We start from the raw sequence: 14,682 nt of genomic DNA on the forward strand, positions 1-14,682 counted from the left end.
GGCTCCGGCGGCGGCTCGGGCTCCGGCGGCGCCGGCACCACGGGCGGAGCGGGCACGGTCGGCGGCGGCTCCGTCGGCGGCACCGGCAATCTGGCCTCCACCGGCTCCAGCACACCGACCGGCGCACTGATCGGTGCCGCGGGCGCGATCGTGGTCGCCGGCGGCGGCGCGGTCTACCTCGCGCGCCGGCGCGCGGGTGCCCCCGCCGAGGGCGACCAGGCCTGACCTCCGCGCTGCCCGTCCTGACGGGTGGCGTCGTCCGAACACCCTGTGGGGCCCGTGCGGTTGTGGGCCCCACAGGGTGTTTCAATGCCCCCGTGACCGAACTCGACGTACTGCGGGTCTTCTGCGGCCCCGACGGCCGGCACGGCAATCCGCTCGGCGTCGTACGCGACGGCTCCCGGGTGCCGGGTCGTGCGGAGCGCCAGGCGCTCGCGGGCCGGCTCGGATACTCCGAGACCGTCTTCGTGGACGACCCCGAGCGCGGCGTCGTGGACATCTACGCGCCCACCGTGCGCCTGCCGTTCGCCGGGCACCCGTGCGTGGGCACCGCCTGGCTGCTCGACGTACCGGAGCTGATCACCGAGGCGGGTGTGGTGGACGCCCGGCAGGACGGCGAATTCAGCTGGATCACCGCGGAGGCCGCCTGGGCAGGCGAGCGGCGGCTCCAGGAGTACGCCACCGAGCGGGAGTTGACCGCGCTCGGGGTGCCGCCGGCCGGTTCCGGCTGGCTGTACGCCTGGGCCTGGCAGGACGAGGCGGCGGGCCGGGTCCGGGCCCGCGGCTTCCCCGGCCGCCCTCAACTCCCGCGCGGTGAAGGCCCGTCGGGCCCGGGAGCACCCGAGAGCACCGGCGAGGACGAGGCCACCGGTGCCGCCGCGATGCTGCTCACCCACCATCTGGGGCGCGCCCTGAACATCACCCAGGGCCGTGGCTCCCAGCTCATCACCGCACCGGGCCCCGACGGCACGGTCGAACTCGGCGGCAGGGTCGCCCTGGTGGCGAGCACCCGGCTCTGAGACACGCATGCGTCGGGCCCCTCGCCGGGTGAGTACTCGGCGAGGGGCCCGACGCCTACGGGTGGGGGCGCCCCGAACTACGCCGCGCTGAGCGGGAATTCGTCGCCGAGCTCCCGGAACACCGCCGTGTTCAGCGAGAAGGCGCGCTTGCACTCGTCCACGACGCGCTGCTTCTCCAGGTCGTCCACCGCGATCGCGTCGAGCAGCTCGCGGTAGTGCCGCTTGAACGCCGCCGGATTGCCGATCGACTCGAAGACGTAGAACCGGACGCCGTCGCCCTTGCGGGCGAAGCCCCAGGTCTTCTCCGCCTTGTCGCGGATGATCTGGCCGCCGGAGAGATCGCCCAGATAGCGCGTGTAGTGGTGCGCCACATAACCGCCGGGCCAGCTCCGGGCGCACTCGGCGACCCGCTCCGCATAGGCCGCGGTGGCCGGCAGGGCCGTGAGGCCGGACCGCCAGTCGGCGCCCCGCAGATGCGCCAGGTCGTCCTCCAGGGCACCCACGCGCATCAGCTCCGGCTGCACGAAGGGGCCGGCGACCGGGTCGTCCTTCAACGCGTCGGCCGCGTCCTCGAGCGCGCGGTACACGAACCAGAGCTGCTCCGTGTACCGCGCGTACGCGTCCACGCCCAGGCGGCCGCCGAGGAGGTCGCTCATGAACGTCGAGGTCTCTGCCTCGGTGTGCTGCTCGTGCGACGCGGTGCGGATGAGCGTGGAGAACGGGGTGTCCAAGGGGACCTCCGGAGCCGAAAGGGGAGGGGAGCCACCACAGATCCTGCTACTTAGGCTTACCTAAGTCAATGGCTTCCCGACGTCCTGTCGGTAAAGGTTCCCGACCTTCTGTCGGTAAAACACCCGGGAGTGATCCGGATTCGGTCGTGAGGGCCCGGACTCAGGGCAGCGTGAGGATCTCCGCACCCTGCGGGGTGACCACCAGGGTGTGCTCGAACTGGGCCGTCCGCTTGCGGTCCTTGGTGACCACGGTCCAACCGTCCTCCCACATGTCGTACTCGTGGGTGCCGAGGGTGAGCATCGGCTCGATGGTGAACGTCATCCCGGGCTTGATCTCGGTGGTGGCGTGCGGACTGTCGTAGTGCGGGATCACCAGGCCCGAGTGGAACGAGGAGTTGATGCCGTGCCCGGTGAAGTCGCGCACCACCCCGTAGCCGAAGCGCTTCGCGTACGACTCGATGACCCGCCCGATGATGTTGATCTGCCGGCCCGGGCGGACCGCCTTGATCGCGCGGTTCAGGGACTCCCGGGTCCGCTCGACGAGCAGCTTCGACTCGTCGTCCACATCGCCGCAGAAGTAGGTGGCGTTGGTGTCGCCGTGCACACCGCCGATGTACGCGGTCACGTCCAGGTTCACGATGTCGCCGTCGCGCAGGACCGTGGAGTCCGGGATGCCGTGGCAGATCACCTCGTTGACCGAGCTGCACAGGGACTTGGGGAAGCCGCGGTAGCCGAGCGTGGACGGGTACGCGCCGTGGTCGCACATATAGGTGTGCGCGATCCGGTCGAGCTCGTCCGTGGTCACACCGGGGGCGATGTGCTTGGCAGCCTCCTCCATCGCCTGCGCGGCGATGCGCCCCGCGGTGCGCATCAGCTCGACCGTCTCCTCGGTCTGCACCTCGGGGCCCGTGTACGGAGTGGGCGCCGGCTTGCCGACGTACTCGGGGCGCCGGATGTTCCCGGGCACGGAACGGGTGGGAGAGAGCTCCCCTGGTACGAGCAGTGACTGGCCAGACATGCCGACGAGTGTATCCAGCGCCGATCGGGCACGATGGCGGAGCGGGAGCACGACAACGGAGACGACAGCCACGGCAGCCGGGACGGCGACGTCCGTGGGCGGCGAGGAGCCGGACATGGCCCTGTTCAAGAAGCGTACGGTCGGCAAACCGGGCGAGTGGTACTACTGCCTGGAGCACAAGAAGGTGGAAGAAGGCCCCGACTGCCCCGGCAAGGACCGCTTCGGCCCGTACGCCACCCCGGCCGAGGCCGCCCACGCGATGGAGACCGCCAAGGAGCGCAATCTCGAGTGGGAGACGGACGAGCGCTGGCACGACGGCAAGCCGCGCGAGGACCCGGACGAGGACTGAGCCCGCGCCGCCCGCCCCCGGCGCACTGCCCGCCGCTACCAGCGGGCGGGCGGCGGCTGGGTCAGCTGGTCCGCCAGGCGGGAGAGCCGGTCACGGAAGCGCCGGCGCGCGGCCGGTGCGGCGTCCGGCAGCGGATTCTCCCCTGCGGCGGCGCTCACCAGGTGCTGCACCGTGTCGAAGTCGAGCTCCGGGTCCTCCGGCACGGTGAGGGCCTCGTGCGCCATCGCCTGCAGTTCACGGTCGCCGGTGTCCAGGGCGAGCACCGTGGCCCCGGCCCGGCGGGCGTCGTGCACCCGCTCGAGGAGAGGAGCCCCGGGGTCCTCCGGTGCCACCACGAGCAGCGTCTCGCCGCGCTTCGCCGCCTCTAGGCGGCCGAGCCCCACCGACAGATGTGCACGGTCCCCGGGCCGGACCCGGTGGCGGACCAGGGTCGGCGTCAGCTCCGGGGTGCCCGACCAGGCCGCCTCGTCGACCAGGTGGGCGGCCAGGTGCCACGGTTCGTACTCGGCGGTGCCGACCAGGAGCAGTCCGCCGCCGTGCGGGACGACCGAACCCCGCAGCGATCCGGCGAAGCGCCGGGTGGCGTCCGGCCACTCGGTCCCGGCGAGGACCTCGCGCAGCAGTGCGACCCTGACGGCATCCATGCCGCCGCATCCTGCCGCAGCGGCCGGGTCCGTCCGGGCCCCTCGGCCCGTCAATCCCTCGCACGGGTGACCGGGACCGGGGGCACGATGTGCGCGCTCCCGGTGTGCGGACTCGGCCGTACCCCGGCGCCGTACCTGCGAGTAGGGTCGGGCCATGACTTCCAGTGATGACGTGCAGCAGGCCCCGGTGAAGGCTCCCGCCAAGGACCCCTGGGACCTTCCCGACGTGTCCGGCCTGGTCGTCGGCGTCCTCGGCGGCACCGGTGACCAGGGCCGCGGCCTCGCCTACCGGCTCGCCCGGGCGGGCCAGAAGGTGATCGTCGGCTCCCGGGCCGCGGACCGTGCGCGCACCGCCGCCGAGGAGATCGGCCATGGCGTCGAGGGCGCGGAGAACGCCGAGTGCGCCCGCCGCAGCGACATCGTGATCGTCGCCGTGCCCTGGGACGGCCACGCGAAGACCCTCGAGGCGCTGCGCGACGACCTGGCCGGCAAGCTCGTCGTGGACTGTGTGAACCCGCTCGGCTTCGACAAGAAGGGCGCATACGCCCTGGTGCCCGACGAGGGCAGCGCCGCCGAGCAGGCCGCCGCGCTGCTGCCGGACTCCCGGGTCACCGCCGCCTTCCACCACCTGTCCGCGGTGCTGCTGCAGGACGAGGCGATCGACGAGATCGACACCGATGTGATGGTGCTCGGCGAATCCCGCGCCGACACCGACCAGGTGCAGGCCCTTGCGGCCCGGATCCCGGGCATGCGCGGAGTCTTCGCCGGCCGGCTGCGCAATGCGCACCAGGTCGAGTCCCTGGTGGCCAACCTGATCTCGGTCAACCGCCGTTACAAGGTGCACGCGGGACTGCGCGTCACCGACATCTGACCGGACCGCCCGGCCCGAGGGGCGACGTACGGGCACGATCGGGGCATGGGGGACACTGGACGGCGAGCCGCGTGAGCGCGCTCGGCAAAACCCGCGAGATCTCGCGAACCGATTCCGACAGGAGCCCGCCCCCATGCCCCGCCTCGCCGTGTACGCCCTGGTCGTCTGCGTTCTGTCCGTGGCCGCCGCCGTGGTCGCCTTCACCCAGGGCAGCTGGCTCGGCATCGTGTGGGTGCTGCTGGCCGGCCTCTCGTCCAACATGGCCTGGTACTACCTGCGGCGCGGGCGGGCGGCTCAGCGGCCGGTCGGCGGGATGTCGGGGGAGCCCAGCCAGAACCGGTAGAGCTGCTGCCCCCAGTACGTGTCCCAGTCCGTCACCCCGAGGACCCGCAGGATCGCGTCCACCGCGTCGAAGAACGCCGCGTTGATCCCGGGCACCCACAGCACACCGAAGACCACCAGCAGACCGAACGGGGCGAACGGCTCCGCCTGGCGCCGGACGCCCTGTGACAGCCAGGGTTCCAGGACGCCGTACCCGTCGAGGCCGGGGACCGGCAGGAAGTTCAGGATCGCGGCCGTCACCTGCAGGAGCGCGAGGAAGCCGAGCGCGTAGCGGAAGGTGTCGGGTACGCCGTCGAGCGCGTCCAGCCAGAAGGGTGCGGTGCACGCGACGGCGAACAGGACGTTCGTCAGGGGACCCGCTGCCGAGATCAGGCTGTGCCGCAGCCGGCCCCGGATCCGGTGCCGCTCGATGAACACCGCGCCGCCGGGCAGACCGATACCGCCCATGATCACGAAGAGTACGGGCAGCACGATGCTGAGCAGTGCGTGGGTGTACTTCAGGGGGTTCAGGGTGAGGTAGCCCTTGGCGACGATCGAGATGTCGCCGCTGTGCAGGGCGGTTCGCGCGTGGGCGTACTCGTGCAGGCACAGGGAGACGATCCAGGCGGCGGTCACGAAGACGAACACGGCGATGCCGGTGGCGAGGTTGTCCGGGGAGCCCGTCCAGGTGGCCCATCCCGCGGTGGCCGCGACGGCGGCGATGCCGAGGAACACGGGGCTCACGCGGTTCGCTCCGCGTCGGCTCGGGTTCATCATGGCTCGACCGTACGTCCCGCCTCCCCCGTGTCCAGCCTGTCGGTCAACTTCAGCCTGTCGGTCAACTTCAGCCCGTCGGGCATCTTCAGCCTGTCCGGCGTTTGAGGACGTCTTTCAGCCCGTTCAGGGCAAATCTTTCAGCCCGTCCGGCGTTTGAGGACAAGGCCCGTTCAGGGCCGTTCCGGTCGCAGGCATCGGCCTGGCGGCCTCGTCCTCAAACGCCGGACCGGCTGAAAGATGTCCTCAATCGCCGGACCGGCTGAAATTGGCCTGGACGGCCTCGTCCTCAATCGCCGGACGGGCTGAAAGATTGACGATGCCCGACGGGCTGAAGATGCCGGCCCGGCTGGGGATGACGGACCGGTGACCCATACAGATGTCCCCTCCGGGGACAATGGGCTCGTGCTGATTTCCGTACTGGGCAGCGCCCAGGTCATCGACGACGCGGGACACCCCGTCCCGCTGGGGCCGCGCCTCCGTACCCTGCTCACCGCACTCGCACTCCGCACAGGCCGCACCGTCAGCGTCGACCACCTCGTCGGCGAGGTCTGGGACCTGGACCCGCCGGCCGACGCGACCGGCGCCCTGCAGGCCCTCGTCGGCCGCCTCCGCAGGGCCGTCGGGCACGACGCCGTCGCCTCGGCCGACGGCGGCTACCGGCTCGCCGTACCCCTGGACCAGGTGGACGCGCACCGCTTCGAGCGGCTCGCGGCCGAGGGCGCGCGGGCACTGGCCGACGGCGACGCGGAGAAGGCCGGCGACCTGCTGGACGAGGCCCTCGGCCTCTGGCGCGGCCAGGCACTCGCCGACCTCCCGGACCGCACCGTCGACCTGGCCCGCCTGGAGGCGCTGCGCCTGACGGCCCGTCGTACCCGCATCGAGGCGGCCCTCGCCCTGGGCGGCGCCGAAAGTGTCCTGCCCGAGCTCACCGCCCTCACCGGCGCCCACCCGCTCGACGAGCCGCTGCACGCCCTGCACCTGCGTGCCCTGCGCGACTCGGGCCGCCAGGCCGAGGCGCTCGCCGCCTTCGAGGACGTACGGGAGACCCTCGCCGACCGGCTCGGTGCCGACCCGGGGCCCGAACTGCGTGCCCTGCACGCCGAGTTGCTGCAAGCCAAGCCCGTCACCGAGCCCGCCGCCGCAGAAGCCGACCCACCCCCGGCGGCCCCCGCCGCATCCGCCACCGGGAACCTCCGCGCGCGCGTCACCAGCTTCGTGGGCAGGGAGGCGGACATCGAGGCCATCCGCGGCGATCTCGGCCGTTCGCGGCTCGTCACGCTGCTCGGGCCCGGCGGCGCGGGCAAGACCCGCCTCTCGCAGGAGGCGGCCGAGACGCTCGCTGCCGGCTCCTTCCCCGACGGCGTGTGGCTCGCCGAACTCGCCCCCGTCGACGCCACGGACGACCCGGACGCCGTCCCCGAGGCCGTACTGACCGCGCTCGGCGGGCGCGAGACCGTGCTGCACGGAGCCGGCGCGGACGAGATGCGGGCCGCGGACCCGCACACGGCGGACCCCATGGTGCGGCTGACCACACACTGCTCGACGCGCCGGATGCTGATCCTGCTCGACAACTGCGAGCACGTCGTGGACGCCGCGGCCCGTCTCGTCGAGCATCTGCTCGCCGGCTGTCCGGGCCTGACCGTGCTTGCGACCAGCCGCGAACCCCTCGGCGTGCCGGGGGAGTCGGTGCGTTCCCTCGAGCCGCTCCCCGAGCCGGTCGCGCTGCGGCTGCTCGCCGAGCGGGGCGCGGCAGCGCGGACCGGATTCCGTGTCGAGGACGACCCCGAGGCCGCCGCCGAGATCTGCGTCCGCCTCGACGGACTGCCGCTGGCCATCGAACTGGCCGCGGCACGCCTGCGGATGCTCACCCCGCGGCAGATCGCGGACCGGCTCGACGACCGCTTCCGGCTGCTCACCTCCGGCAGCCGTACGGTGCTGCCCCGCCAGCAGACCCTGCGCGCCGTCGTCGACTNTACGGTGCTGCCCCGCCAGCAGACCCTGCGCGCCGTCGTCGACTGGTCCTGGGACCTGCTGGACGCACCGGAACGCGCCGCGCTGCGCCGGCTCTCCGTCTTCGCCGGCGGCTGCGACCTGCAAGCCGCGGAGGCCGTCTGCGCCGGCGCCCCGGTCGGCGGGGAGCCGGCGCCCCTCACCGCCGGCTCCGTACTCGACGTACTCGGCTCGCTGGTGGACAAGTCCCTGGTCGTGGCGGCCCCGGGTGCGGACGGCGGGATGCGCTACCGGCTCCTCGAAACGGTCGGCGAGTACGCGGGGGAGCGCCTGGACGAGGCCGGCGACCGGGCGGCGGCCGAGCGCGCGCACCTGGTGCACTACCGGGAGCTGGCTCGTACCGCCGATCCCGAACTCCGCGGCCACGGCCAGCGCGCCGCGATCCGGCGGATCGAGGAGGACTACGAGAACCTGCGTACCGCGCTGCGCCGCGCGGTCGCCGCCGAGGACGAGGACGAGACGCTCAGCGTGGTCCACTCGCTCGCCTGGTACTGGTGGATGCGCGATCTGCGCACCGAGACCCGCTACTGGTCGTCCCTCGCCGCCACGCTCGGCCCGGACCCGTTCGCGGAACCGGTGCGCCCCGCCGAGCCGTTGTTCGAGCGGATGACCGAGGAGCCGCCGCCGCTGAGCCCCGAGGTGCGGGCCGAGGCGCGGCGCGGGGTTCACCTGATGATGCTGGTCACCCTGGACCCGTCCGCCGAGTCCTGGACGGACGCGGCGGGCATGGCCCGGCTGGACGCGATCACCCGTGCCTACGAGCCGGGCCAGCCGCAGACCTGCCGGATGCCGGGCTGGCTGTGGTTCTTCGCCGTGATGCTCACCGGACAGCCGGTCGACATCCGGGAGTTGGCGGACGAGATGGTGGACGCCTGCCGCCGCTACGGCTTCCGCTGGGAACTGGCCACGGCCCTGCAGATGCGCGCCAACCTCCAGGCCAACCGCGGCGCCTGGGGCGACGAGGCGGACGCCGACGCGGCCGCCTCACTGGCCCTCTACACGGAACTCGGCGACCTGTGGGGCGCGGCCGAGGCGCTGTCCGCCCGCGGCGAGGCCCACGAGGTGCGGGGCAACTTCGCCGCGGCGGGCGCGGACTTCCGGGCCGCGATCGAGCAGATGTCCCGTCTCGGGGCGCAGTCGCAGGTCTCCGCGCTGCGGGTACGCCTGGGCCGCACCCTGCTCGAGACGGGCCGGGCCGAGGAGGGCGAGCGGATGATCCGGGAGGTGACCGACGAGCCGGGGCAGGCCACCGAGGCGCTGCACATGGGCCGTCTGTTCCTGTCGACCTGGCTCGGCAGACAGGGACGCACCGACGAGGCACGGTCCCTGCTCGAGCTGATGCGGCAGCAGTTCGTCTCGGGCCCTGCCGCGCTGTTCCAGGGATTCGCGTACGGCCTGCTCGGCTGGCTCGACACCCTGGACGGCCGGTACGAGGAGGCGCTGGTGCCGCTGCGTGCCGCCCTGCAGAGCAGCCTGGAGCGGGTGTCCATGATGGTGGCGCCGCAGCTGCCCTCGGGCCATCTGGCCATCGCGGCACGGGCGTTCGCGGGATTCGGTGATCCGGCGCGGAGTGCGGAGGGCGCCCGGCTGCTCGGCGCCGCCGATGCGAATCTGCCCGACCGGCACATCCGCTCACCCGAGGAGCGGGAGAACCGCGAGGCCGCCGAGGCGGTGCTGCGCGCGGCCCTGGACGAGGACACCTTCGAACGGGCCTACGCCGAGGGCGGCCGCCTCTCCGCCGAAGAGGCCGCCGCCCTGGTCTGAGTCCCGCTCCGCACCGCCCGGCCGGACGCGATTCCTGTGGGGGCGCGGAGCCGGGGACCCGCCTGGTTCCGCTGCTGCTCCCGCCCGACGTCAGCTCCGCTTGCGGAACTTGGAGACGGCGAGCGGCGCGGTGACCACCGTGATGCCGATCGCCCAGGCGAGGGTGACCAGGGTGGGGTGGGCGATCGGGCCGACCCCGTTGATCAGTGCCCGGGAGGCGTCCGCAAGGTTGGACAGCGGGTTGACCTTGGTGAAGCTCTCCAGCCAGCCCGGCATGGAGGACGTCGGAGCGAAGATCGACGAACCGAACTGCAGAGGCATGATCACGAGCATGGCGACCCCCTGGACGGCCTGCGGGGTCGGCAGCGACAGACCGAGCAGGATGAAGATCCACATCAGCGAGGCGCCGAACACGGTGGCCAGCGCGATCGCGGCGAACAGCTCGAGGACCCCCGTGTGGATCTGCAGCCCGAGCAGGAAGCCCATGCCGAGCAGGATCGCGGTGGCGACCAGCATCCGGCCGAGCTCGACGACGATCTTGGCGATCAGGACCGAGGACCGGGCGATGGGCATCGTACGGAAACGGTCCATCACCCCCTTCTTGAAGTCCTCGTTGACTCCGGAGCCGACGGCCATGGCGATGTTCATGCCCATCATCGCCATCATGCCGGGCACCACGTAGTTGACGTACTCCTGGTTGTTGCCCTTGCCGGCGATCGCGCCGCCGAAGACGTAGACGAACAGCAGGATGAAGATGATGGGCATCAGGACCGCGTCGAACATCGACTCCGGGTCCTTCTTGATCTGCAGGGCGTTGCGTCGCACCAGGGCGCCGATGTGCCGCAGATTGGCCCGGATGCCGATCCGGCCCTCGTCGGTGGGGAGTTGCTGCTTCGCGGCAGGGGGTGGGGTGAGGGTGGCGGTGCTCATGCGGCCACCTCCTTGATCTGGTCGTCGGCGGTGGCGTCCCGGACGTCGGCGGTCTTCTGGCCGGTGATGGCCAGGAACACCTCGTCGAGGCTGGGCAGATGGGTGCCGATGTCGGCGACGGCGTAGCCGCGGGCGGCGAACAGGCCGATGACGGCGGTGAGTTGCTGATCGCTGAGGATCGGTACGTAGAGCGCGCCCTCGTCCGGTACGGCCTGCGAGCCGCCCACTCCGTCGAGGCCGGCCTCGTCGAGATCCCGGACCATCGCCTGGAGCTGCGCCGGCTCGGCGGGTACGACGCGCAGGGTGCGGCCGCCGACCTTCGCCTTGAGCTCGTCCACCTTGCCGCCGGCGATGACCTTGCCCTTGTCGATGACGGTCAGCTCGTCGGCCAGCTGCTCGGCCTCCTCCATGTACTGGGTGGTGAGCAGCACGGTCACGCCCTCGGCGACCATGCTCTGCACCTCGTCCCAGACCTCGTTGCGGGTGCGCGGGTCGAGGCCGGTGGTCGGCTCGTCCAAGTAGAGGATCGCGGGCCGGCCGATCATGGAGGCGGCGAGGTCGAGGCGGCGGCGCATACCGCCGGAGTACTGGCCGACCGCGCGCTTGGCGGCGTCGGTCAGCGAGAAGCGCTCCAGCATCTCGTCGGCGCGGCTGCGGGCCGACTTGCGGGGCAGGTCGAGCAGCCGGCCGATCATGTAGAGGTTCTCCCAGCCGGAGAGCTTCTCGTCGACGGAGGCGTACTGGCCGGTCAGGCCGATGGTGCGGCGCAGCTGGCGGGGCTGGCGGACCACGTCGTAGCCGGCGACGGTGGCGTGTCCTGCGTCGGGCAGGATCAGCGTGGAGAGGCAGCGGACGAGGGTCGTCTTGCCCGCGCCGTTCGGGCCGAGCACGCCGAGGACGGTGCCTTCGCGGACGTCGAGGTCCACGCCGTCGAGGGCCTTGGTCTCGCCGTAGTGCTTCACGAGGCCGCGGACCTCTACGGCGGGGGCGCCTGGGTCGGGGGTCTTTTCGAATCGCGTCATGCCATCACGATGGCGGGTGGTGCCTACAGGTCACCGACATCCCGCCGATACGGGCGGGGGCCCGTCGATATGGCACCGATACATGGGTATCCCCTCCCAGGCATCGGCCTGGCGGCCTCGTCCTCAAACGCCGGACGGGCTTCATTCGTCCTCAAACGCCGGACGGGCTCAAAAAGATGTCCTCAATCGCCGGACGGGCTGCGATGTGTGCCGGACGGGCTGCGATGCGCGCGGGTCGGGCTGCGATGTGTGCCGGACGGGCTGCGATGCGCGCCGGTCGGGCTGCGATGTGTGCCGGTCGGTCTGCGATGCGCGCCGGTCGGGGGCACTTTCAGCCCGTCCGGCGTTTGAGGACATCTTTTTCAGCCTGTCCGGCGATTGAGGACGAATGAAGCCTGTCCGCGTTTGAGGACATCCTTTGCAGCCAGTCCGGCGTGAGGACACCGCTCAGTGGACGGAGTGCTCCGGCGCGGGGAAGGAACCCCCGACGACGTCCTCGGCGAAGGCTCGCGCCGCCCCACTCATAGCCGAGCGCAGCTCCGCGTACCGCTTGACGAAGCGCGGCACCTTCCCGCCCGTCAGCCCCATCATGTCCGTCCACACGAGGACCTGCGCATCGCACTCCGGCCCCGCCCCGATCCCGACCGTCGGGATCTGCAGCGAGCGCGTGACCTCCGCGGCCAGCTCCGCGGGGACCAGCTCGAGCACGACCGCGAACGCTCCCGCGTCCTGCGCGGCCTTCGCGTCCCGCACCAGGCGGTGCGCCGCCTCGTCGCCGCGCCCCTGTACTCGGTACCCCATCGTGTTGACGGACTGCGGGGTGAGGCCCAGATGGGACATCACGGGGATGCCGGACTGGACGAGCAGCTCGGTCTGCGCGAGCGAGCGTTCGCCGCCCTCCAGCTTCACCGCGCCCACACCGGCCTCCTTGACCAGGCGGGTCGCCGAGCGCAGGGCCTGCACCGGGCCCTCCTGGTACGTGCCGAAGGGGAGGTCGCCGACGATCAGGGCGCGGCTCGTGCCCCGTACGACCGCGGCCGAGAGCATCGCGATCTCGTCGAGGGTGACGGGGACGGTCGTCTCGTACCCCAGGTGGCAGTTGCCCATCGAGTCGCCGACCAGCATCACGGGGATGCCGGACTCGTCGAAGACCGAGGCGGTCATCGCGTCGTAGGCGGTGAGCATGGGCCATTTCTCGCCGCGCTCCTTGGCGGCGACGATGTCGCGGACGGTGATGCGGCGTGTGCCCTTGCCGCCGTACAGCGCCTTGCTGCTGTCGGCGGGCCGGTTCTGGGCAGCCGAAATCTCCTGCATGACACGGCTCCTTCTGTCATCTCGAAGCGCCCTGACGGCGTCCCCGGATCCCTTCCATGGTGGCATCCCGTGCCGTACGGCGGTAGGGGGACGGCTGCCGAGCGGGAGTGACGTGCGTCCACGGGTAAAGCTTTTACAATACGAGACGGTCTCGTATCGAAAAGGCTCTACGCTGACGGCATGAGTTCTCCTTCCCTCGAACACCGCGTCCCGGAGGCCGTCCACCGCCGCCGGTGGGCCATCCTCGCCGTGCTGATGTTCAGCCTGCTGATCGTCGTCCTGGACAACTCGATCCTGAACGTGGCCGTGAAGGTCATCGCCACCCCCGAACCGGTCGGCCTCGGCGCGACCCAGAGCCAGCTCGAATGGGCCATCAACTCCTACACCCTGGTCTTCGCCGGACTGCTCTTCACCGCGGGCCTGCTCGGCGACCGGCTCGGCCGCAGGAAGATGCTGATGATCGGCACCCTGGTGTTCGGCATCGGCTCGGTGCTCGCCGCGGTGTCCGCGTCGCCCGGCCAACTCATCGCGTTCCGGGCCGTGATGGGCCTCGGCGGCGCCCTGGTGATGCCCGCGACCCTGGCCATCCTGATGAACGTCTTCGAACGCGACGAACAGCCCAAGGCCATCGGCATCTGGGCCGGCAGCGTGGGCCTCGCGATAGCCGTCGGACCGATCACCGGAGGCGTGCTCCTCGACCACTTCTGGTGGGGCTCGGTCTTCCTGATCAACGCCCCCGTGGTGGTCGTCGCGCTCCTCGGCATGGTGTTCCTGGTGCCCGAGTCCAAGGATCCGCGGCCCGGACGGCTCGATCCGGTCGGTGTCGGCATGTCCATCGCCGGACTCGTACTCCTGGTGTTCGGAATCATCCGCGGCGGCGAACTCGCCGACTTCACCGATCCGTTGGTACTCCTCACCGCCGGCGCGGGCCTCGCCGTCCTGGTGGCCTTCGTGGTCTACGAGAAGCGGCTCGAGCACCCGTCGGTCGACATCTCGTACTTCCGCAGGCCCGCCTTCGCCGCCGCCGTGTCCGCGATCGCGCTCGTCTTCTTCGCGCTGATGGGCGTGACCTTCTTCTCCGCCTTCTATCTGCAGAGCGTGCGCGGCTACACACCGCTCGAGTCCGGCCTGATGATCCTGCCGCTCGCCGTCGCCCAGATGGTCTTCGCGCCCCGCGCGCGGCTCGTCGTGGACCGGTTCGGGGCGCGGCTGACCTGCACGGTGGGCATGGCGCTGGTCGCCGCGGGGCTCGCGGCGTTCACACTGTTCGACGCGGACACCCCGGTGTGGGCGATGGGCGTGGTCTTCTTCGTGCAGGGCACCGGGATGGCGCACATCATGCCGCCGGTCACCGTCGCCATCATGCAGACGCTGCCGCGCGAGAAGGCCGGTTCGGGTTCCGCCCTGAACAGCACCTTCCGTCAGGTCGGCGGCGCTCTCGGGGTCGCCGTACTGGGTTCCGTACTGTCCACCGTCTACCGCAGCGAGATCGAGGGCAGCCTCGGCGCCGTGCCGGCCGGTGTCCGGGACGCGGCCGGTGAATCGATCGAGGCGACCCTGGGGGCGGCCGAGAAGCTCGGGCCCGCGGGCCGTGAACTGGTCGGCCCGGCGCACGACGCGTTCCTGCACGCCATGCACATCACGGCCGTCGGCTCGGCCGCCGTGGCGCTGCTCGGCGCCCTGGTGGTCGGCCTGTTCCTGCCGGGCCGTGCCGCACCCGAGGCGGAGGAGGCCGCACCGGAACCGGTGTCCGCGGGCCGCTGAGCTCCGATCCGGCCGGCCGGATCGGTGGGTCGGGGCCCGTCGTCCGCGGCAGGATGGGACCCCGAGGCGTACGACAGAGAGGACCGGGATGGGGCTCGCGAATCGGAGTGGCGGGGCGCACGAGAGGGCGGCGGGCGCCCGGGGCGCG

14 protein-coding genes are annotated in these 14,682 nt (G+C 71.7%); 7 read left to right on the forward strand and 7 right to left on the reverse strand.

Annotated features, from left to right (window positions below; translation table 11 throughout):
* A partial coding sequence (locus DY218_RS10665; protein WP_128555707.1) for an LAETG motif-containing sortase-dependent surface protein occupies window positions 1–225 on the forward strand: 225 nt, incomplete at its 5' end.
* A gap of 92 nt (window positions 226–317) precedes the next feature.
* Window positions 318–1,019: a PhzF family phenazine biosynthesis protein gene (locus tag DY218_RS10670; RefSeq protein WP_128555708.1), complete on the forward strand. Its 702-nt coding sequence runs from the start codon at window positions 318–320 to the stop codon at window positions 1,017–1,019.
* A 77-nt stretch (window positions 1,020–1,096) separates the two neighbouring features.
* Here the strand turns inward: DY218_RS10670 and DY218_RS10675 are convergent, their stop codons facing one another.
* Together DY218_RS10675 and map are read right to left on the reverse strand one after the other, a co-directional pair.
* Window positions 1,097–1,750, reverse strand: a complete 654-nt coding sequence (locus tag DY218_RS10675) for a biliverdin-producing heme oxygenase (protein WP_128555709.1) — start codon at window positions 1,748–1,750, stop codon at window positions 1,097–1,099.
* 160 nt (window positions 1,751–1,910) lie between these two features.
* Window positions 1,911–2,768, reverse strand: coding sequence for a type I methionyl aminopeptidase (gene map / locus DY218_RS10680; RefSeq protein WP_128555710.1), 858 nt, complete (start codon window positions 2,766–2,768; stop codon window positions 1,911–1,913).
* 115 nt (window positions 2,769–2,883) lie between these two features.
* Here map and DY218_RS10685 point away from each other — a divergent pair, with 115 nt between their 5' ends.
* Window positions 2,884–3,117: a hypothetical protein gene (locus DY218_RS10685; RefSeq protein ID WP_128555711.1), complete on the forward strand. Its 234-nt coding sequence runs from the start codon at window positions 2,884–2,886 to the stop codon at window positions 3,115–3,117.
* Window positions 3,118–3,152: 35 nt separating this feature from the next.
* On the opposite strand, the gene DY218_RS10690 is transcribed toward DY218_RS10685, so the two are convergent.
* The gene (locus DY218_RS10690) at window positions 3,153–3,761 is read right to left on the reverse strand and encodes a hypothetical protein (protein WP_128555712.1); all 609 of its coding nucleotides are present in this window, start codon (window positions 3,759–3,761) and stop codon (window positions 3,153–3,155) included.
* Window positions 3,762–3,915: 154 nt separating this feature from the next.
* On the opposite strand from DY218_RS10690, the gene npdG reads away from it, so the two are divergent.
* Complete coding sequence (gene npdG / locus DY218_RS10695; protein WP_128555713.1) at window positions 3,916–4,632, forward strand: NADPH-dependent F420 reductase; 717 nt, start codon at window positions 3,916–3,918, stop codon at window positions 4,630–4,632.
* A gap of 133 nt (window positions 4,633–4,765) precedes the next feature.
* A complete protein-coding gene (locus tag DY218_RS10700; protein ID WP_128555714.1) occupies window positions 4,766–4,975 on the forward strand; it encodes a hypothetical protein in 210 nt (69 codons plus the stop codon).
* On the opposite strand, the gene DY218_RS10705 is transcribed toward DY218_RS10700, so the two are convergent.
* The gene (locus DY218_RS10705; RefSeq protein ID WP_128555715.1) at window positions 4,927–5,730 is read right to left on the reverse strand and encodes a site-2 protease family protein; all 804 of its coding nucleotides are present in this window, start codon (window positions 5,728–5,730) and stop codon (window positions 4,927–4,929) included. The two genes, DY218_RS10700 and DY218_RS10705, sit on opposite strands and share 49 nt — an antisense overlap.
* 402 nt (window positions 5,731–6,132) lie before the next feature.
* Between DY218_RS10705 and DY218_RS35005 the strand changes: the two genes are divergently transcribed.
* The coding region (locus DY218_RS35005; protein ID WP_233521485.1) for an AfsR/SARP family transcriptional regulator at window positions 6,133–7,702 on the forward strand (1,570 nt) is incomplete at its 3' end.
* A 1,892-nt stretch (window positions 7,703–9,594) separates the two neighbouring features.
* Here the strand turns inward: DY218_RS35005 and DY218_RS10715 are convergent.
* The 3 genes from DY218_RS10715 to panB form a co-directional block, all read right to left on the reverse strand.
* Window positions 9,595–10,434, reverse strand: a complete 840-nt coding sequence (locus DY218_RS10715; protein ID WP_128555717.1) for an ABC transporter permease — start codon at window positions 10,432–10,434, stop codon at window positions 9,595–9,597.
* On the reverse strand, window positions 10,431–11,456 hold the full coding sequence (locus DY218_RS10720; protein ID WP_128555718.1) for an ATP-binding cassette domain-containing protein: 1,026 nt from the start codon (window positions 11,454–11,456) through the stop codon (window positions 10,431–10,433). The genes DY218_RS10715 and DY218_RS10720 overlap by 4 nt, the downstream gene beginning before the upstream one ends.
* Window positions 11,457–11,903: 447 nt before the next feature.
* Window positions 11,904–12,770: a 3-methyl-2-oxobutanoate hydroxymethyltransferase gene (gene panB, locus DY218_RS10725; RefSeq protein ID WP_128555719.1), complete on the reverse strand. Its 867-nt coding sequence runs from the start codon at window positions 12,768–12,770 to the stop codon at window positions 11,904–11,906.
* A gap of 180 nt (window positions 12,771–12,950) precedes the next feature.
* Here panB and DY218_RS10730 point away from each other — a divergent pair, with 180 nt between their 5' ends.
* Window positions 12,951–14,534 carry an MFS transporter gene (locus tag DY218_RS10730; RefSeq protein ID WP_128555720.1) on the forward strand — a complete coding sequence of 528 codons (1,584 nt, stop codon included), beginning with the start codon at window positions 12,951–12,953 and terminating at the stop codon, window positions 14,532–14,534.
* Window positions 14,535–14,682: the final 148 nt, after the last annotated feature.

It is taken from the genome of Streptomyces triticagri, from assembly GCF_003429565.1.
Taxonomy (GTDB): Bacteria; Actinomycetota; Actinomycetes; order Streptomycetales; family Streptomycetaceae; genus Streptomyces; species Streptomyces triticagri.